Below are 18,320 nucleotides of genomic sequence, written 5' to 3' on the forward strand. Positions count from 1 at the left end.
GATGTCCTTCCTTAGCGGGCCGTGGCGTGGAGCAGTTCGCGCGCGACACTGCCCAGCGGGATGATCTTGTCGTGGGCGCCGCGCGCGATCGCCTCCTTGGGCATGCCGAACACGACCGAGGTAGCCTCGTCCTGCGCGAAGGTGCGCGCGCCCGCCTGCTTCATTTCCAAAAGGCCGCGCGCGCCGTCATCGCCCATGCCGGTCAGGATGATGCCGACCGCATTGGCCCCCGCATTGCGCGCCGCCGAGCGGAACAGCACGTCGACCGAGGGGCGATGGCGCGAGACCAGCGGCCCCTCGCGTACCGACACGACATAGCGCGCGCCCTGGCGCTCCAGCATGGTGTGGCGCAGGCCACCCGGCGCGATCAGGACCCGGCCGCGCATCACGGTATCGCCGTCCTCGGCCTCCTTGACGTCGACCTGGCACAGCCCGTCCAGCCGCTTGGCGAAGGCGCGCGTGAAGCTCTCGGGCATATGCTGGACGATGACGATGCCCGGCGAGTTGGCGGGCAGCGCCTCCAGCACCTCGCGCAGCGCCTCGGTCCCGCCGGTCGATGCGCCGATGCACACCACCATCTCGGTCGTGCGGCTCATCGCGCGGCCAGTCGGCGGCGGCAGGACGGCATCGGCGGTCAGTTTCTTGGCGGGGGCGGAGGCGCGCGAGGCAGGGCGCCGCGCGCCGACGCGGGCATGGGCGGCACCCTTCACCGTCTCGCGGATCATGGAATGCGCTTCCAGCAGGTGATCGGCGACGCCGACACGCGGCTTCAGGATGACGTCGACGGCCCCCGCCTCCAGCGCCTGGAGCAGCGTTTCCGATCCCTCTTCGACCAGCGAGGAGCACATGACGACCGGAATCGGGTGCTGCGACATCAGTTTGCGCAGAAAGGTGATGCCGTCCATCCGCGGCATCTCGACATCCAGGGTGATGACGTCGGGCACCGCCTCCTGGATGTGGCGCGCGGCGGCGAAGGGATCGGCGGCGGCGGTCACCTCGATCTGCGGATCGGCGGACAGGATCGCGGTCATCGCCTGACGGACACTGGCACTGTCGTCGATCACCAGCACACGGATTTTCTTCATGGGCGTCAGTTCCGCTGGAAGACGGTGTTCGCCACCGTCGTGACAGGAAGGTCGAAACCGGTGATCGATTCCGAATGGCCGAGGAACAGCAGGCCGCCGGGGCGCAGGCATTCGGTCAGGCGGCGGACCACCTTTTCCTGGGTCGGCTTGTCGAAATAGATCAGCACGTTGCGACAGAAGATGATGTCCATCGGATCGCCGACCGGATAGCGCTCGTCCATCAGGTTCATCTGGGCAAAGCCGATGGCCGAGCGAAGCGCGGGCACGATGCGCATCTCGCTGCGCTTCGGGTCGCTCGCCTTCATCGCATAGCGGTTGCGCAGCGATGTCGGCACCGGGTCCAGCATCGAGGTGGGATAGATGCCGCGCCGGGCAGTGCGCAGCACCTCGCTGTCCAGGTCGGTCGCCAGGATGCCGAAATCCGGGCCGCCCTTGTCATGCGCAAAGGCGTCGAGCAGCATGGCCAGCGTATAGGGCTCCGCGCCGGTCGAACAGGCCGCGCTCCACACCCGCAGGCGCCGCCGCCCCTCGTCGCGCAGCTGCGGCATGACGGTGCCCATCAGATAATCGAAATGCTTGGGCTCGCGGAAGAAGTCGGTCTTGTTGGTGGTGACCGCGTTCAGCAGATGCTCGCGTTCATCCTCCAGATGATTGCCCTCGAACAGCCAGCTGCAATAGGCGCTGAGGCTGGACAGGCCGGTCGCCCGGACGCGACGGCGCAGGCGCCCCTCGATCATCGTGATCTTGGCCGGAGGCAGCTTGATCCCGCACTCCTTGTAGACATAGACGGAAATGCGATCGAAATCGCGGGGTTGAAGCGCATCGGTCGAAACCGCCGTGCGGGCCATGGTGCTCAAAGGGGCGGCTCCTGCGTAAATCGAGATAGAACGACCGGCGGCGGCGGTGCCGCCGATCGGCGTGAGGAAGAATCAGGCGGCAAGGCCCAGGTCACCAAGGGCGGCGTCGAGGCCCTCGGCCCCGAAGAGCCGCACCGGATCGAGCAGCGCGACGAAACCGGCGCCGCGGCGCAGGATCGCCTCGATCTGCTGCGACCGCCAGCGGCCGCCCAGTTCGGGCGAGCCCTCGATGGCGTCGGCCGCGAAGGTGCTGACGTCGAGCACCCGGTCGACCACCAGGCCCAGGGCGATCGGCGTACCGTCACTGCCGGGCATGTCGACGACCAGGATGCGCGTCGTCAGCGTCACCTCGGCCGGCGCCAACCCCAGCCGGACCCGCAGGTCGACCATGGGCACCGATGCGCCGCGCACATCGGTCAGCCCCAGGAACCAGTCGGGCGCGTGCGGCACCCGATAGGCGTTGCGATGATCCAGGATTTCGCGGACCGTGGTCACGGGGAGGGCGAATTCCTCCTCCCCGAGACCGAAGACGACGACCTGGATGTCCCCACCGGCATGGGTCATGCCGCGCGTCCGAACTCGGCGTCCTCGCCGTCCGGACCGCCATTGGTCAGGTCGAGCGCGAAGCCGCGGACCCGGGCCTGCTGATCGGCGACCGAACCGGCACGCGGGGCAGGCTTTTTAGACTGCGGCGCGGGCTTACGAGCCGGTACCTTGCGCACCACCGGACGGGCATGGCTCCGCTCGACGCCGCCGATGCGGAAATAGGCGATGCTTTCCTGCATTTCCTCGGCCTGGCTGGCCAGTTCTTCCGAGGTGGACGAGATCTGCTCGGAGGCCGAGGCGTTCTGCTGCGTCACCTTGTCGAGCTGCTGGATCGCCTCGTTGATCTGCACCGCACCGATATCCTGCTCGCGGCAGGCGGCGCTGATCTCGGCGACCAGCTCGGCGGTGCGACGGATATCGGGCACCAGCTTCACCAGCATGTCACCCGCCTGGGTGGCCGCTCCGACCGTATCGGACGACATACCGCTGATCTCGGCCGCCGCCGACTGGCTCCGCTCGGCCAGCTTGCGGACCTCGGCAGCGACAACCGCGAAGCCGCGACCATGTTCACCCGCACGCGCCGCCTCGACCGCCGCATTCAGCGCCAGCAGGTCGGTCTGGCGCGCGATTTCCTGCACGATGCCGATCTTCTCGGCGATGGTGCGCATGGCGACGACCGCCTTCTGCACCGCCTGGCCGCTGATCTCGGCGTCTTGCGAGGACTGGCGCGCGATCTTCTCGGTCTGGGTCGCGTTGTCGGCGTTCTGTTTGATGTTCGCCGCCATCTGCTCCATCGATGCCGAGGCTTCCTCGGCGGCAGCGGCCTGCTCGGTCGCGCCCTGGCTCACCTGTTCCGACGACGACGACAGCTGCTGGCTGCCCGCCGCCACATTCTGCGCCGCCAGAGCAGTCTGGCCGATCGTGTCGCGCAGGCGACTGGTCATGCGATTGACCGTCTCGACCAGGTCCTTGATCTCGTCGTTGCTGCGGACCTGGACCTCGTTGCTCAGGTCGCCATCGGCCACGGCGGATACCGCCTCGCCGATCTTGCGCAGGCCGCTCGACACCAGCATCGCGATCCATACGCCACCGGCGATCGCGATCAGCAGCGCGACCACGGCGGTGACCATCATGGTGGTCCGCGCCGACGCGTAGAGCGCGGCCGCATCCTCCTTCGCCTTGACCATCTGCCCCTGGGTGATGTCCGCCAGCTTGTTGAGCGTTTCACCGAGGTGCACGGCGATGACACGCCCCTCCGTTATCGATATCTGCGCCGCAGCGGCATTGTGATTGTCCATCGCCAGGGCGCGGGCGCGGGCGCTGACCTCCTTATAGTCGCGCCATTCCTCCAGCGCCTTCGTCCAGACCGGACGTCCCTGGGCGGTGGCGATCTTCAGCCCACTGTTCAGGCTCGCCTCGACCTTGGCGCTATAGTCGTTGAAGCTGGCGTCATAATTGCGGTTCGCGCTCATATCTTCGGACAGCATCATGTTCTTTTCGGCACGGATCGCGCGCCCGACATCGCCGTCCGCCGTCAGCGAAAGCTTGATGCGCTGCGCAGGGCCGTCAATGGTATCGGAGATCATCGTGTTCAACGCATTGATCCTGGAGATGCCGATCCCGACCACTACCGCCAGAAGCAGCAATACAATCACAAATGTACCAGCAAGTTTCATCTTGATTGTCGCGCGCATACGCACCCCCGTTAAAATCTATTTTTTTAAGAACCTGACGACACCACAAACTATTGCATAATCGAATGAATTTTCGGTTCACGACAACTCATTCTTATTTTTGACTTCGACGGTGGCGGCGTTCCCCCTCGGCACGCCGCCACCGTCGATCCGTTCAGGCGGCGCGGCCGAAATCGGCGTCTTCGCCGTCTGCCCCGCCATTCGTCATGTCGAGCGCGAAGCCGCGTGCCCGCGCCTGCTGATCCGCGACCGATTGGCCACGGCCCGCCGCCTTGGCCTTGACCTTAGCCTTGGCGGCGGGCGTCGAGGGCTTGCGCACGGCGGGCTTGGCCGCCATCGGGCGAGCCTTCTCCGCCAGGCGGAAGAAGGTGATGCCTTCCTGCAGTTCCTCGGCGCGCGCAGCGAGTTCCGCCGCCGTGCCCGAAATCTCGTCAGAGGCCGAGGCGTTCTGCTGCGTCACCTTGTCGAGTTGCTGGATCGCCTCGTTGATCTGCACCGCACCGATATCCTGCTCACGACAGGCGGCGCTGATCTCGGCGACCAGCTCGGCGGTGCGGCGAATATCGGGCACCAGCTTGGTCAGCATCTCACCTGCCTGGGTGGCCGCCATCACCGTGTCCGAGGACATGCCGCTGATCTCGGCCGCGGCCGTCTGGCTGCGCTCGGCCAGCTTGCGGACCTCGGCGGCGACGACCGCGAAGCCGCGACCATGTTCACCCGCACGCGCTGCCTCGACCGCCGCGTTCAGGGCCAGCAGGTCGGTCTGGCGGGCGATTTCCTGCACGATGCCGATCTTCTCGGCGATGGTGCGCATCGCGACGACCGCCTTCTGCACCGCCTGGCCGCTGATCTCGGCATCCTGCGAGGACTGGCGGGCGATCTTCTCGGTCTGGGTCGCGTTGTCGGCGTTCTGTTTGATGTTCGCCGCCATCTGCTCCATCGATGCCGAGGCTTCCTCGGCCGATGCGGCCTGCTCGGTCGCGCCTTCCGACACCTGTTCCGACGCCGAGGAGAGCTCTTGGCTGCCGCTCGCCACTTGGTCCGCCGCGCCCGCGACGTTGGTCGCGAAGCTGGTCAGATTGTCGACCAGATTGTTGATCGCATCCTTCATCCGGCGATGATCGCCCTCACACTCGATCTCCACCCGCTCGAGCAGCGAGCCGGTGCTGACCAGGTTCAGGACGCGATTGCCCTCGCCGATCGGCAGCAGGATCGCGTCGAGCATCCCGTTGATGCCCTTGATCAAACCACCGAAATCACCGGGGAAGCGCTCGGCCTCGCCCCGCTCGCTCAACTGTCCAGCGGTCGACGCGTCGATCAGGCGCTGAATCTCGCCGATGATCGAGCGAAAATTGGCGCGCAGTTCCTCGATCGTGTCGTTGATAAAGGCCTTCTTGCCGGGGAAACGCTCCAGCTCGGCGGCAAAATTGCCCTCGCCGAACTGCTTGATGCAGGCCATCGCCTGCTTCTTGACCGCGATATGGCCCGCGACCATCGCGTTGATGCCGGTCGCCATGCGGGCGAAATCGCCCTGGAATTTCTCGGCTGGCACGAAGACGTCGATGTCGCCCTTGTCGTGCTCAACCGACATGGTGTTCATCTCGGCGATCAGGCCCTTCAGGTTGCCGCGAAGCTCTTCGATCGTGTCGTTGATGAATGCCTTCTTGCCGGGCAGCGGCGGAAGCGGCGCCTCGAAATCGCCTTCGCCCAGCGACTTGACGCAGGCCATGGCCAGCTTCTTGACCGCGATATGGCTGGCGACGAGTTCGTTGACCATCCTGGCGGCACTGGCCAGGTCGCCCTGGAACTCGTCGACGGGCAGCACGACGTCGATATCGCCGCGCTCATGCTCGCTGGCCACGTGCGACAGGCGCCTCGTGAAGCTGGCGGCGGGCATCGCTGCCGCCTCGATCATGTCGTTGACGGCGACGAGGACCTCGCGCGCCTTGCCCGTGACCACTGACAGGTCCGCGCGATCATGGACGCGGCCCTGGGCAAAGGCACGCTGCAGACGCGTGATCTCCGCCGTGGCGGCGTCGACATGGGACGTGTCCTTGAGCGAAGCGTAAAACCGCATGAGTCTTTTCCTGAGAATTCCTGTCCGCAGACAGGCCGGCTGGGAGTAGGTGGGGCGGCCACAAGGATGCACCGCCCCAGGCATTCACGCCGCCGCTGCTAAGCCCAGCGTGGCGTCAATATCATCGGCCCCGAAGAGCCGGACGGGATCGAGCAGCGCGACGAAACCGGCGCCGCGGCGCAGGATCGCCTCGATCTGCTGCGACCGCCAGCGGCCGCCCAGTTCGGGCGAGCCCTCGATGGCGTCGGCCGCGAAGGTGCTGACGTCGAGCACCCGGTCGACGACCAGCCCCAGGGCGATCGGCGTACCGTCACTGCCCGGCATGTCGACGACCAGGATGCGCGTCGTCAGCGTCACCTCGGCGGGCGCCAGCCCCAGTCGGACCCGCAGGTCGACCATGGGCACCGATGCGCCGCGCACATCGGTCAGCCCCAGGAACCAGTCGGGTGCATGCGGCACCCGATAGGCGTTGCGATGATCCAGGATTTCGCGGACCGTGGTCACGGGGAGGGCGAACTCCTCCTCCCCGAGACCGAAGACGACGACCTGGATGTCCCCGCCAGCATGGGTCATGCCGCGCGTCCGAACTCGGCATCCTCGCCGTCCGGACCGCCATTGGTCAGGTCGAGCGCGAAGCCGCGGACCCGGGCCTGCTGGTCGGCGACCGAACCGGCACGCGGAGCCGATTTGGCGGGCTTGGCGGGCTTGGACACCACCGCGCGGGCAACGGGTTTGCGGGCTGCCGACTTGGGCTGGACACCGCGTGCGCCGCGGTCGACCCGGAAGTAGGCGATGCTCTCTTGAAGCTCCTCGGCCTGGCTAGCCAGTTCTTCCGAGGTGGACGAGATCTGCTCGGAGGCCGAGGCGTTCTGCTGCGTCACCTTGTCGAGCTGCTGGATCGCCTCGTTGATCTGCACCGCACCGATATCCTGCTCGCGGCAGGCGGCGCTGATCTCGGCGACCAGCTCGGCGGTGCGACGGATATCGGGCACCAGCTTCACCAGCATGTCACCCGCCTGGGTGGCCGCACCGACCGTATCGGACGACATACCGCTGATCTCGGCCGCCGCCGACTGGCTGCGCTCGGCCAGCTTGCGGACCTCGGCGGCGACAACCGCGAAGCCGCGACCATGTTCGCCGGCACGCGCCGCCTCGACCGCCGCGTTCAACGCCAGCAAATCGGTCTGACGCGCGATTTCCTGCACGATACCGATCTTTTCGGCGATGGTCCGCATGGCGATCACCGCCTTCTGCACCGCCTGACCGCTGATCTCGGCATCCTGCGAGGACTGGCGGGCGATCTTCTCGGTCTGGGTCGCGTTGTCGGCGTTCTGTTTGATGTTCGCCGCCATCTGCTCCATCGATGCCGAGGCTTCCTCGGCCGCCGCGGCCTGCTCGGTCGCGCCCTGGCTCACCTGTTCCGACGACGACGACAGCTGCTGGCTGCCCGCCGCCACATTCTGCGCCGCCTGGGTGGCATCGCCGACGACGCCGCGCAGACGCTCGACCATCGCGACCAGGGCATGACCCAGCGTGTCCTTGTCGGACAGCGGCTGGTGATCGACGGTCAGGTCGCCGCTGGCGATCGTATCGGCCAGTTCGGCACTCTGCCGCAGATTGGCAGTCATGCGGTTGACGGTTTCGACCAGATCCTTGATCTCGTCGTTCGACGTGACCGTCACGTCCTGGCTCAGGTCACCGATCGCCACGGCATCGATTGCCACCGAGACCTTGTTCAGGCCTTGCGAAACAATACGCGAAATCCAGAAGGCACCGGCAATGGCGACCAGCAACGCCAGGCCCGCCGTGATGAACAGGATATTGCGCGCATTGGCATATTGTTCATTGGTATCGGCGTCGGCCTGCTTCATGCCGTCCTGCGCGATGCCGACGATCTGGTCGAGTTGCTGAGACATTGCACCGGCAACCTCACGCGACTTGGTGACCGAAACCTGCCCCGCTTCCGTGTTCTTGTTGGCCAACGCCAGGCGGCGAACCTGGTCGTTGATCGGCACATACTGGTCGAACAGCGACTGGACCTGCATCCAGCGCGGCTTGCCTTCGGCCGTCGCGATGCTGATCCCCGTGGCGATCAGTTCGCGCACCTCGTTGCGCGCCTTCATGTTTTCCGCATCGAACTTCTGAGTGAGGCCCTCGTCCTCGGTCAGCGCCATGTTCTTTTCAAAACGCAGAGTCTTGTTCATGCGCTCGTTGACGCGCAACGCGATCTCCAGACGCTTGGAAGGACCCGCGATGACCTCGGTGATGGCTTCGTTCAGGGCGCTCATCTTGGTGACGCCGACGCCGACGACGGCCAGCATCAGGACGATGATGACGGCATAGCTGGCCGCCAATTTCATTTTGATCGTAGCTCGCATGTATTGGGTCCCCCCCCTTGAGGATAAAATTGGATGGCAGGTTGCAATCAGTGAAGGCTGACCGGCTCGGCCGCGCGCGCGGTGAGGCGCGCGAACAGCGATGGCAGGTCGGGCAGGACGATCAGGTCGCCCTGGCGGCGGACCAGGCAGCGGACATGGTCGCGCGGCCAGCGTATGCCGATGACGGGCGCCTCCTCGGCATCCAGCGCATCGAGCACCGCGACCTCGTTGACGCGATCGGCGGTCAGGCCGATCAGAACGGGCGCGCCGTCCAGGTCCAGCTCGATGACGATGATCCGGCTGTCGGCGGTGGAGCCTTGCGCCTCCATGCCGAAGGGTCCGCGCAGATCGGCCAGCGGCACGATCCGCCCGCGAAAGTTGATGACGGCCCCCGCCATCGGATCGGCCCCGGGCACCGCCGTCACCGGCATCATGTCCAGGATTTCGCGGACGATGCCCGCTTCCAGCGCAAAGGTTTCGGACCCCAGGCCGAAGGTCAGGACCTCCAGGCCATTGTCCGGCGTCCAGTTGGGAATCTTGTGATATGGCATGGATTTATCCAGCGGCGAGACGCCGCTCCTCCCTGGGCTGGCTCATCGCGATGAGCTGGGCGATGTCGAGGATCAGGGCGACCGAACCGTCGCCCAGGATCGTCGCGCCCGCAAAGGCCGCGACGCCCCGGTGCAAGGGCGACATCGCCTTGATCACCGTCTGGTGGTTGCCGATGATCTGGTCGACGACCAGACCGACCCGCTCCTGGCCGGTGCCGACCACCACGATCTTCTGATAGGTGTCGGGCTTGGTCCCGGTGTCGAACAGGTCGCGCAATCGCAGGAACGGCACCAGCCGTTCGCGCAGCGTGATGATGCTGCGCCCGCGCGAACGCAGATCCTCCTCCAACGACAGCTCCAGGCATTCCTCGACCGCTGCGAGCGGGATGACGTAGCGCCCCTCACCCACCCGGACGAGCAGCCCCTCGATGATCGCCAGCGTCAGCGGAATGCGAAGCGTGATGGTCGAGCCCTGGCCCGATACGCTCTTGACGACGATCGAGCCGCGCAGGCTTTCGATCGTGCGCTTGACCACATCCATGCCGACGCCGCGCCCGGACAGGTTGGTGACCTGCGCCGCCGTCGAGAAGCCGGGATGGAAGATGAGGCCCAGCAATTCGTCCTCGCTGACCACCTGCCCCGGCTGGAGCAGGCCATTGGCCTCCGCCTTGGCGCGAACGCGCTCGACATCGATGCCGCGCCCGTCGTCGGTGATGGTGATGAGGACTTCGCCGCCCGCCTGATGCGCGCTCAGGCGGATCACGCCACTGGCCGACTTGCCCGCCGCCAGACGATCCTCGGGCTTTTCCAGGCCGTGGTCGCAGGAGTTGCGGATGATGTGGACCAGCGGATCGAACAGTCGCTCGATGACCGTCTTGTCGACCTCGGTGCTCTCGCCCTCGGTGACCAGTTCGATGGTCTTGCCGGTTTCGATGGCGAGGTCGTGGATCAGGCGGCGGAAGCGGCCGAACAGTGTCGAGACCGGCACCATGCGCAGGATCATCATCGTGTCACGCATCTCGCCCGCCAGCCGTTCGATCTCTTCCGAGACGGAACGCAGGCTGAGGTCCTGGCCATGGCCCGCCAGCTGCGACAGCCGGCTCTGCGCGATGACGAGTTCGCCGACGCGGTCCATCAGCTCGTCCAGCCGCTCGGCGGGGACGCGGACATGCTCGCCCTGCGACCGGTTGGCCGCCGCTGCCCGCGGGGCCGCATCGTTCGCTGCGGCGGGCGCGGTGGCGGCCGCCTTGGCCTCGACGATCTCCACCGGAGCCGCCTCCTGCACCTCGTCCTCGGTCTCCTCGACCGCGAGCGGGGTGATGGCGATGTCCATGTCGTCCATGACGAACAGGAAGACGTCCTCGATCGCCTCGCGCGAAATGTCGCCGATCAGCGTGCAGTCCCAGCCGACGACGCAGTGGCTGGGGTTGAGCTCGTCCAGCGCGGGGATGTCGTCGAGGCGCGCGACGATGGTCGCCTCGCCCAGGTCGCGCAGCTCGTCGAGCAGCGCCAGCGGGTTGGTGCCATGGGCCATCGCGTCGGGCGGCAGGCGGAAGGACAGGGTCCAGCCCTGCTTCGCCGGAGCCTTCACCGCGGCCGGAGCGCCGCCGGTCCCGCCCGCTGCGGCGTCGACCGCCGCCGCCAGCTTCGCCAGGATCGCCTGCCCCTCGGCCTCGGGCGCGTCGCCCTCGACCAGGGCGCGCATGTGATCGCCCGCCGACAGGATCACCGATACCAGGTCGGCGGTGGCGGGCACATCGCCCTTGCGCACGCGGTCAAACGCGCTTTCGCAGTGATGGGTGAAGGCCGCCAGCTTGTCGAAGCCGAACATCGCGCCCGAGCCCTTCAGCGTGTGAAGGCCCCGGAACACCGCGTTGACCAGGCTCATATCGTCCAGGCGGTGACCCAGATCGAGCAGGCCCTGTTCGACCTGCTCCAGAAGCTCGCCCGCCTCGATCCGAAAGGCGGCTGTCGGGTCCTCATTGCTCCCGGGGCCGCTCATCGTGCCAGGACCTTCTGCGCGACGCGGATCAGCTGTTCGGGCTGGAACGGCTTGACCAGCCAGCCGGTCGCACCGGCGGCCTTGGCCTGGGCCTTCATCGCATCGTCCGATTCGGTGGTGAGGAAGATGATCGGCACACCCGCCTGGGCGGGCTGCTCACGCAGCGCGCGAATCATCTGCAACCCGTCCATGTTGGGCATGTTCAGGTCGGTGACGATCAGGTCGAACCGCGTCGCGGTCGCCTTGGCCAGACCTTCGACACCGTCGGCTGCCTCGGTCACCGCATAGCCCGCGCCGGTCAGCGCGATGCGGATCGCCATGCGCAAGCTGGCGCTGTCGTCTACGGTCAGAATGGATGCGCTCATTGGGAGGTGTCTCCGTGGAACCAGAATTGGGAGTGGTCGGGATGGTCGGCGGACGTGAAGCCCGCCCGGTCAAGAAGGGCGCGGAACGGATCGCCCGCCGGGGCCGTCAGCGCGAAGTCACAGGCGGCCTTCGCCGCGCTGACCCGCGCCGCCTGCACCAGCTGGATCACGCTGAGATCGGGGGCGGCCACGTCGGACAGGTCCAGTCGGACCGAGCCCCCCGGCGTGATCGCGGCAGTCAATTCTTCGGCAAGTACGCAGATATTCGGCAGGCACAGATTCTCGCTTGCCATCACCGTGGTGATCGACATGATCATTTCCTTCCATGGAAAAGCTGTGGCGGCGCCGGAGCGGCCCTGCGCCGGAGATTACAGTCTAGGGATTGCTGCGACCGTCTTTCGGCCGTCGATGATCGTCACCGGAGCGATGCCATCGCACGCCGCCAGCCTTTGGTCGCTGTGACGAAAATCCTAGCCTCATCCGTAATCCCCCACGTTCATTCGTGGGTGTACGCGTCAATGGTAAAATCGAGCTTAAATACAGAGGAGGATGTGACGGAAATGGCGATTTCTGTAATCGATCCCATGGACCATGATAAAAATGCCATGGATGCCGCCATGTTTGCGCTGGGACATATCCGCAAACAACACCAAGCCTGACGCTCAGCCGCGAAGAAAAGAAGAGCCATTCCCCGAGTCGCGGGGGATAGGAGCGGTGGGCGTGGTCGGCACTGCACCCACCCGCCCACCGGCGGAAATGGTCATTCGGCGAACAGGATCGCGCTGTCCTCGACCGACAGGTCGATGCCGAACATCAGGCTCATGCGCATCCGATAGACGCGGGGATCGGTGATCGTCGCGGCCGTCTCGTCCTGCCCGACGCGGCGGCGATAATGGCGATCGGTCAGCGAGGCGAAGCCGTGCGGCAGGGTAATGCTGACGATGGCCGCCTGCCGGAACCGGCTGGCCTCGGCGGTCGAGGTCCAGTGATTGCTGAGTGCCAGGTCGGCGTCCCAGACATGATCGGTGGTGAAGCTATATTGCGCCTCCCACCCCTCACCCACCGAGCGACCGTCGGTATGCCCCGGATGCCCGTCGCGCAGCAGCATCCAGCCATGCTGCGCGTCGCGGGTCAGGCGGAACCGCGCGCCGTCGGGGGCCGTCGCCTCGGCGCCCTCGACCAGCGGCAGGGGCGGCGAATAGCTGCCCCCGAAACCGGCATCCGCGATCCAGTCCTGCCCGTCGATATGGACGAGGCTGAGCGTGTGGGTGACCGGCGGCACGTCCGTGGCCCGCAGCCAGACCCGTGCCAGGATCGGCCGTGCCGCGAACCCGTGCGCGGCCAGCGCGTCGAGGAACAGGCGGTTCTGCTCGAAGCAATAACCGCCGCGCTTGGCCATCACCAGCTTGGTGAAGACGCTATCGCTGTCGATGGCGATGGGGCGGCCCAGCCGCACATCGAGATTCTCGAACGGAATGGCCAGACGATGCGCCCATTGCAGCCGCGCCAGTCCATCGGCATCGACGGTGACGCGCGACGGCAGGGCGATACGGGCGAGATAGGAATCGAGGTCGAACATGGCCCAGCAGATAGGGTGCCGGATCACGATTGTCGAAGGGGTGATGGCCCCGCCCCTTATAGGGCGCACCTCTTATCGAACAGGGCGCAACCGGGTATAGGCCGCGCGATGGCCTTTCCCGACACCGATCCGACCCTGCCCTTCTCGCCCGCCGCGATCCGCGCGGCCGCGCAGGTCCTTCGTGCCGGTGGTATCGTCGCGGTGCCGACCGAGACCGTCTATGGCCTGGCCGCCGATGCAACCGAGCCGCAGGCCGTCGCGCGTATCTATGCGGCCAAGGGGCGGCCGTCCTTCAATCCGCTGATCGTCCATGTCCCCGATCTGGCGGCGGCCGAAGCGATCGCCGAATTCGACGCGGATTCGCTGGCGCTGGCCCGGGCCTTCTGGCCGGGGCCGCTGACCCTGGTCCGCCCGGTGCGACGGGATTCGGACATTGCCGCGCTGGTGACCGCCGGGCTCGATACGGTGGCCATCCGGGTGCCGCGCCACCGCGCGATGCAGGCACTGCTGGCGGAGACCGGCCGGCCGCTCGCCGCGCCCTCCGCCAATGCCAGTGGTGGGATCAGCCCGACCCTGGCCCGCCATGTCCGCGCCAGCCTGGGCCCCGCCGTGCCGATCCTCGACGACGGCGCGACCGAGGCAGGGCTGGAGTCGACCATCGTCGCCGGGCGCACCATCCTGCGCCCCGGCCCCGTGACCGCCGCGATGCTGGCCGAGGTGCTGGGCGAAGTGGAGCAGGGCCCCGAAGCCCCCGCCATCGTCACCGCGCCGGGACAGCTGGCCAGCCATTATGCCCCGCGCAAGCCGCTGCGGCTGAACGCGATGCGGGCCGAGGCGGACGAATGGCTGATCGGCTTCGGCGCGGTTACAGGGCAGGATACGCTATCGGCGAGCGGCGATGCGACCGAGGCGGCGGCGCGCCTGTTCGACGCGCTCCACCGCGCCGATGCCAGCGACCTCCCCCGCCTAGCAGTCGCCCCGATCCCGGCCGAGGGGATCGGGGACGCGATCAATGACCGGCTGCGGCGGGCAGCGACTCGCTAGAATAGCGGGCGGGAGCTGATCCTTCGCTTTCGCCTCCGCCCGATACCCGGATTATGCCGTGACGGCCTTCGACCGCGCGGCAAAGCTCTTGCGCAGCTTCTGCAGCTTGGGCGGGATCACGGCCATGCAGTACGGGTTCGACCGGCCAGATGTTTCCCAATAATCCTGGTGATAATCCTCGGCCGGATACCATTCCGCCATCGGCTCGATGGTCGTCACGATCGGCTTGTCGCTGCCCGCCTGGGCCCGTTCGATCGCGGCCTTCATCGCCACCTCCTGGCGCTCGTCCGCCGGGAACATGGCGGAGCGATACTGGGTCCCGACATCATTGCCCTGACGGTTGAGCTGCGTCGGGTCATGCGTCGCGAAATAAATGTCGAGCAGGTCGTCCAGCGCCAGCTGCTCGGGGTCGAAACCGATACGGATCGCCTCGGCATGGCCGGTATCGCCGCCGCACACCTGCTTATAGGTCGGGTTGGGCACGGTGCCGCCGATATAGCCGCTTTCGACCGATTCGACGCCGATCACGTCCTTGAACACCGCCTCGGTGCACCAGAAACAGCCCCCGGCCAGCGTTACATATTCGGTCACTCGGAATCTCCTTGTCGTCTTGTATGCCTAGATAGGAAGCGGCTAGGCCACGGCAATCCAAGCATTTGGGACAAAAGTGATGGCAGCGATCGACGGCAAGGTGATGGTGACGGGCGGGGCCGGCTATATCGGCAGCCATGCCGTGCTGGCGCTGCTCGATGCGGGCCATGAGGTCGTGGTGCTCGACAATCTGGTCACCGGCTTCGACTGGGCGGTCGATCCGCGTGCATCGCTGGTCGTCGCCAATGTCGCCGACGACACCGCCGTCCGCGCCGCGATCCGCGACCACCGCGTCCGCGCGATCATGCACTTCGCCGGGTCGGTCGTGGTGCCCGAGTCGGTCAGCGACCCGCTCAAATATTACCGCAACAACACCGCCGCCAGCCGGTCGCTGATCGAAAGCGCGGTGGCCGAGGGCGTCGCCCATTTCATCTTCTCCTCGACCGCCGCCACCTATGGCACGCCCGAAAAGGTGCCGGTCGCCGAGAATGACCCGAAGGTGCCGATCAACCCTTACGGCATGTCCAAGCTGATGACCGAGATCATGCTGAAGGACGTCGCCGCCGCGCATCCGATCAACTATTGCGCGCTGCGCTATTTCAATGTCGCAGGCGCAGACCCGCAGGGGCGTTCCGGCCAGTCGACGGTCGGCGCGACCCATCTGATCAAGATCGCGGTCGAGGCGGCGATCGGCAAGCGCGAGGCGGTCGGCGTCTATGGCACCGACTTCCCGACCCGCGACGGGACCGGCGTGCGTGACTATATCCATGTCTCGGACCTCGCCGCCGCGCATGTCGCCGCGCTGGAGCTGCTGGTCGCGCAGCCGGGTGAGAGCCATACGCTCAACTGCGGTTACGGCCGGGGCTTCTCGGTCCTCGAAGTGCTCGACGCGGTCGACCGGGTGACCAACCACCGCATCGAACGCCGCATGGAGGGCCGCCGCGCGGGCGATCCGGCCGAGCTGGTCGCCGACAATAGTGCGATCCTGGCCGCCCTGCCCTGGCGGCCCGAGCGCGACGATCTCGACGGGATCGTCCGCGATGCGCTCGCCTGGGAGCGCAAGCTGGCCGAGATGGGCCGCTGACCCCGATGCGGCTGCGCTCGCTGCTGTTCGTGCCCGGCGACCGGCCGGACCGGATGGCCAAGGCGCTGGGTCTGGGCGCGGACGCGCTGATCCTCGACCTGGAGGATGCGGTTGACCCCGACGCGAAACCCGCCGCGCGACAGGCGGTGGCAGCGTTCCTGGCCCAGCCCCGGGATCACGGCGTGCAGCTGTTCGTGCGGATCAACCCGATCGACGGGCCGCTGGCGACGGAGGACCTGGCCGCGATCCTGCCCGCCCGGCCCGACGGCATCGTCCTTCCCAAGGCGGAGGGGCTGGTCAGCCTGCACGCACTGGCGGCGCGCGGGGTGGCGCATATCCCCATCCTGCCCATCGTCACCGAAACCCCGACCGCCCTGTTCCGGCTGGGCGAATATGCGGGCTCCAGCCTGCCGCTCGCAGGGCTCACCTGGGGCGCGGAGGACCTGCCCGCCGCGATCGGTGCGACTACGGCGCGCGAGGCGGACGGCAGCTATACCGCCCCCTATCAGCTCGCCCGTTCGCTGACCCTGTTCGCCGCCCATGCCGCGGGCACCGCCGCGATCGAGACGGTCTATCCCGATTTCCGTGATCTGGACGGGCTGGCCGCCTATGCCGCGCGGGGTCAGCGGGACGGCTTTACCGGCATGATGGCGATCCATCCGGCGCAGGTGCCGGTCATCAACGCCGCCTTCACCCCCTCGGACCAGGATATCGCCCGCGCCCGGGCGATCGTCGACCTGTTCGCCGCGAACCGCGGCGCGGGCGCGCTACAGCTGGACGGCAAGATGGTCGATGCGCCGCACCTGAAGGCGGCACAGGCGCTACTCGCCCGCGCGCGCGCCTGAGGCTTTGGCCCAAGAGGTGCGCGCGGCGGCAGTCGCCCACCACCATCCCAGCGCCCAGAGCGTGCCGAAGCACCAGCCCGCCGCGACGTCCGACGGCCAGTGCACGCCCAGATAGACCCGACTGACCCCGATCGCGCCGACCAGCACCACGGCCAGCAGCACGATCATATGACGCAACCGCCGGTTCCGCGTCGCCTGGGTCGCGAGCGCCGCCAGCGTCAGATAGACCATGGCTCCACCCGCCGCATGGCCGCTGGGAAAGCTGGCATTATGGACATCGACCCAGTGCGGCACCAGGTCGGGCCGGGTGCGTGCGACCAGATGCTTGACCAAGGTAACGACCGCGCCGCCGCTGATCCCCGCCGCCACCGTCGCGATCGCCGTCAGCCACCAGCCGCGCGCCAGCAGCAATAGCGCCGCGCCCGCGACCATCAGGATCAGCACCGGCACGCTGCCCAGCGCGGTGAAATCGACCGCCACCGCCCTGAGCGCGGTCGACTGGGCATGTGCCCGCAATCCGGTCAGGATCGCGCGATCCCAGGCAAAGGGCCAGTGATCGACCAGCAAGCCCACCACCAGCAGCAACGCCAGCGCCGCGCCCCCGGCCGCCAGTCCCCGCAAGGCCAGAGGTAGGCTCGCCAGCCCCGGCGACTCGGCCGCCTGCGATTCGGTGGAAAGCGCCAAGTCGTTTTCAAGCGATTCGTGCGGCTTCATGACTTCGGAACTTCCATGGCGATGCTGTGACGATGCCTAGGGTAAAGCGCAAGCTCGGGCCCTGATCGTCTCGGAAAAACCGGCCTATTTCAGCGCGTTCTAAACCCGGGTACTTATCGATCTCTTCGTTCGATCACGGTCATTCGAAAAACGGGTTTGTCAGGCCGATTCTTTTGATGCAGAAATGTCCTACACCGGCACAAAGATCGGTGGGAGAGGAATGCCAAACCATGGACGAACACGCCATCCTACCTATCAATCGCCTGTTGATTCTGACGTTCGGCGCTGTCGTGAGTTGGCTGGCGGTGGGCGGCGTTGCGCTCGGTGCCTCCGCGCTGGTCAAACAGCTGCTCTGATCGACCTTTTCACTTTCCCCACGGCATAACAGGATCGGTCGCTCCTCTGGTCGAGCGGCCGATTTCCGCGCATGATCGGAATGGCATGACGCGCGGCGTCCGCATGGGGACGAATCTGCAGCGATGCTTCCCCGCGACGGTGGGTTCGCCGCCTACCATGATGAGCCTTTAGAATGGCTGATTTTGGTCAATCCGCACACTGTTGCTGGTGTGAATACTTCCGCCCGTGCTCTCAGAAAATTCTCCACATTGTGTGTTGGGGGGAGGGTAAATATTCGCTGTACCAAGCGATCTATCATAACAGGCGCTGACTGATAGAATCGAACGCTCGCGGCTTGACGAGGCTTCACCATGCCCTGTGGCCGCCGCAGTTCAGCGAACTCATACACTTCGATGCAGAAACCAAACACCAAGGTGCAGACCGTCATCGATGTGCAACTCGCCTTGACTGGCGACCTAGGGTCCAAACCCAATCAGCATCTTGAGTGGTGACAGTTTTCCTGATTCACTGGCGTGTGGATCAGGAGGAATGAGGCCTGTCCCTTATAAACA

Annotated in this window: 19 protein-coding genes; 5 read left to right on the forward strand and 14 right to left on the reverse strand. The window is 66.5% G+C overall.

Features of this window, described 5'->3' with window-relative positions; genetic code table 11:
- Positions 1 to 11: 11 nt before the first annotated feature.
- The 11 genes from SB4_RS14380 to SB4_RS14430 all read right to left on the reverse strand — a co-directional run bounded on the left by SB4_RS14380 (position 12) and on the right by SB4_RS14430 (position 11,866).
- Positions 12 to 1,085: a protein-glutamate methylesterase/protein-glutamine glutaminase gene (locus SB4_RS14380; RefSeq protein WP_058717514.1), complete on the reverse strand. Its 1,074-nt coding sequence runs from the start codon at positions 1,083 to 1,085 to the stop codon at positions 12 to 14.
- Positions 1,086 to 1,090: 5 nt separating this feature from the next.
- On the reverse strand, positions 1,091 to 1,933 hold the full coding sequence (locus SB4_RS14385; RefSeq protein WP_058732022.1) for a CheR family methyltransferase: 843 nt from the start codon (positions 1,931 to 1,933) through the stop codon (positions 1,091 to 1,093).
- An 81-nt stretch (positions 1,934 to 2,014) separates the two neighbouring features.
- The gene (locus SB4_RS14390) at positions 2,015 to 2,506 is read right to left on the reverse strand and encodes a chemotaxis protein CheW (RefSeq protein WP_058753118.1); all 492 of its coding nucleotides are present in this window, start codon (positions 2,504 to 2,506) and stop codon (positions 2,015 to 2,017) included.
- Entirely contained in the window at positions 2,503 to 4,182 is a 1,680-nt protein-coding gene (locus SB4_RS14395) for a methyl-accepting chemotaxis protein (RefSeq protein ID WP_058753119.1), read from the reverse strand. The genes SB4_RS14390 and SB4_RS14395 overlap by 4 nt, the downstream gene beginning before the upstream one ends.
- Positions 4,183 to 4,336: 154 nt before the next feature.
- Positions 4,337 to 6,259, reverse strand: coding sequence for a methyl-accepting chemotaxis protein (locus tag SB4_RS14400; protein WP_058753120.1), 1,923 nt, complete (start codon positions 6,257 to 6,259; stop codon positions 4,337 to 4,339).
- Positions 6,260 to 6,343: 84 nt separating this feature from the next.
- Complete coding sequence (locus SB4_RS14405) at positions 6,344 to 6,832, reverse strand: chemotaxis protein CheW (RefSeq protein WP_058753121.1); 489 nt, start codon at positions 6,830 to 6,832, stop codon at positions 6,344 to 6,346.
- On the reverse strand, positions 6,829 to 8,619 hold the full coding sequence (locus SB4_RS14410) for a methyl-accepting chemotaxis protein (RefSeq protein WP_241488634.1): 1,791 nt from the start codon (positions 8,617 to 8,619) through the stop codon (positions 6,829 to 6,831). The genes SB4_RS14405 and SB4_RS14410 overlap by 4 nt, the downstream gene beginning before the upstream one ends.
- 65 nt (positions 8,620 to 8,684) lie before the next feature.
- Entirely contained in the window at positions 8,685 to 9,188 is a 504-nt protein-coding gene (locus tag SB4_RS14415) for a chemotaxis protein CheW (RefSeq protein WP_058717507.1), read from the reverse strand.
- A gap of 4 nt (positions 9,189 to 9,192) precedes the next feature.
- Positions 9,193 to 11,190 carry a chemotaxis protein CheA gene (locus SB4_RS14420; protein ID WP_058753123.1) on the reverse strand — a complete coding sequence of 666 codons (1,998 nt, stop codon included), beginning with the start codon at positions 11,188 to 11,190 and terminating at the stop codon, positions 9,193 to 9,195.
- Positions 11,187 to 11,555, reverse strand: coding sequence for a response regulator (locus SB4_RS14425; RefSeq protein ID WP_058717505.1), 369 nt, complete (start codon positions 11,553 to 11,555; stop codon positions 11,187 to 11,189). The genes SB4_RS14420 and SB4_RS14425 overlap by 4 nt, the downstream gene beginning before the upstream one ends.
- Positions 11,552 to 11,866: an STAS domain-containing protein gene (locus SB4_RS14430; RefSeq protein ID WP_241488635.1), complete on the reverse strand. Its 315-nt coding sequence runs from the start codon at positions 11,864 to 11,866 to the stop codon at positions 11,552 to 11,554. The genes SB4_RS14425 and SB4_RS14430 overlap by 4 nt, the downstream gene beginning before the upstream one ends.
- Before the next feature lie 207 nt (positions 11,867 to 12,073).
- Here SB4_RS14430 and SB4_RS20065 point away from each other — a divergent pair, with 207 nt between their 5' ends.
- On the forward strand, positions 12,074 to 12,214 hold the full coding sequence (locus SB4_RS20065) for a hypothetical protein (protein ID WP_193753833.1): 141 nt from the start codon (positions 12,074 to 12,076) through the stop codon (positions 12,212 to 12,214).
- Positions 12,215 to 12,315: 101 nt separating this feature from the next.
- Here the strand turns inward: SB4_RS20065 and SB4_RS14435 are convergent, their stop codons facing one another.
- Entirely contained in the window at positions 12,316 to 13,134 is an 819-nt protein-coding gene (locus SB4_RS14435; protein WP_058753124.1) for an arylamine N-acetyltransferase family protein, read from the reverse strand.
- A gap of 108 nt (positions 13,135 to 13,242) precedes the next feature.
- Between SB4_RS14435 and SB4_RS14440 the strand changes: the two genes are divergently transcribed.
- Entirely contained in the window at positions 13,243 to 14,178 is a 936-nt protein-coding gene (locus SB4_RS14440) for an L-threonylcarbamoyladenylate synthase (RefSeq protein WP_058753125.1), read from the forward strand.
- 51 nt (positions 14,179 to 14,229) lie between these two features.
- Here SB4_RS14440 and msrA read toward each other — a convergent pair whose 3' ends face one another.
- Positions 14,230 to 14,769: a peptide-methionine (S)-S-oxide reductase MsrA gene (msrA, locus tag SB4_RS14445; protein ID WP_058753126.1), complete on the reverse strand. Its 540-nt coding sequence runs from the start codon at positions 14,767 to 14,769 to the stop codon at positions 14,230 to 14,232.
- A gap of 79 nt (positions 14,770 to 14,848) precedes the next feature.
- Here msrA and galE point away from each other — a divergent pair, with 79 nt between their 5' ends.
- Together galE and SB4_RS14455 are read left to right on the forward strand one after the other, a co-directional pair.
- Entirely contained in the window at positions 14,849 to 15,853 is a 1,005-nt protein-coding gene (gene galE, locus SB4_RS14450) for a UDP-glucose 4-epimerase GalE (protein ID WP_058753127.1), read from the forward strand.
- Between the two features lie 5 nt (positions 15,854 to 15,858).
- Positions 15,859 to 16,698 (forward strand): HpcH/HpaI aldolase/citrate lyase family protein, encoded by an 840-nt coding sequence (locus SB4_RS14455; RefSeq protein WP_058753128.1) that lies wholly within the window; start codon positions 15,859 to 15,861, stop codon positions 16,696 to 16,698.
- Here SB4_RS14455 and SB4_RS14460 read toward each other — a convergent pair.
- The gene (locus tag SB4_RS14460) at positions 16,675 to 17,412 is read right to left on the reverse strand and encodes a phosphatase PAP2 family protein (protein WP_082670194.1); all 738 of its coding nucleotides are present in this window, start codon (positions 17,410 to 17,412) and stop codon (positions 16,675 to 16,677) included. The genes SB4_RS14455 and SB4_RS14460 overlap by 24 nt on opposite strands.
- 230 nt (positions 17,413 to 17,642) lie before the next feature.
- Here SB4_RS14460 and SB4_RS20530 point away from each other — a divergent pair, with 230 nt between their 5' ends.
- Positions 17,643 to 17,768: a hypothetical protein gene (locus SB4_RS20530; protein WP_275044987.1), complete on the forward strand. Its 126-nt coding sequence runs from the start codon at positions 17,643 to 17,645 to the stop codon at positions 17,766 to 17,768.
- The last annotated feature ends 552 nt before the right edge of the window (positions 17,769 to 18,320 follow it).

It is taken from the genome of Sphingomonas sanguinis (assembly GCF_001476905.1).
Taxonomy (GTDB): Bacteria; Pseudomonadota; Alphaproteobacteria; order Sphingomonadales; family Sphingomonadaceae; genus Sphingomonas; species Sphingomonas sanguinis_B.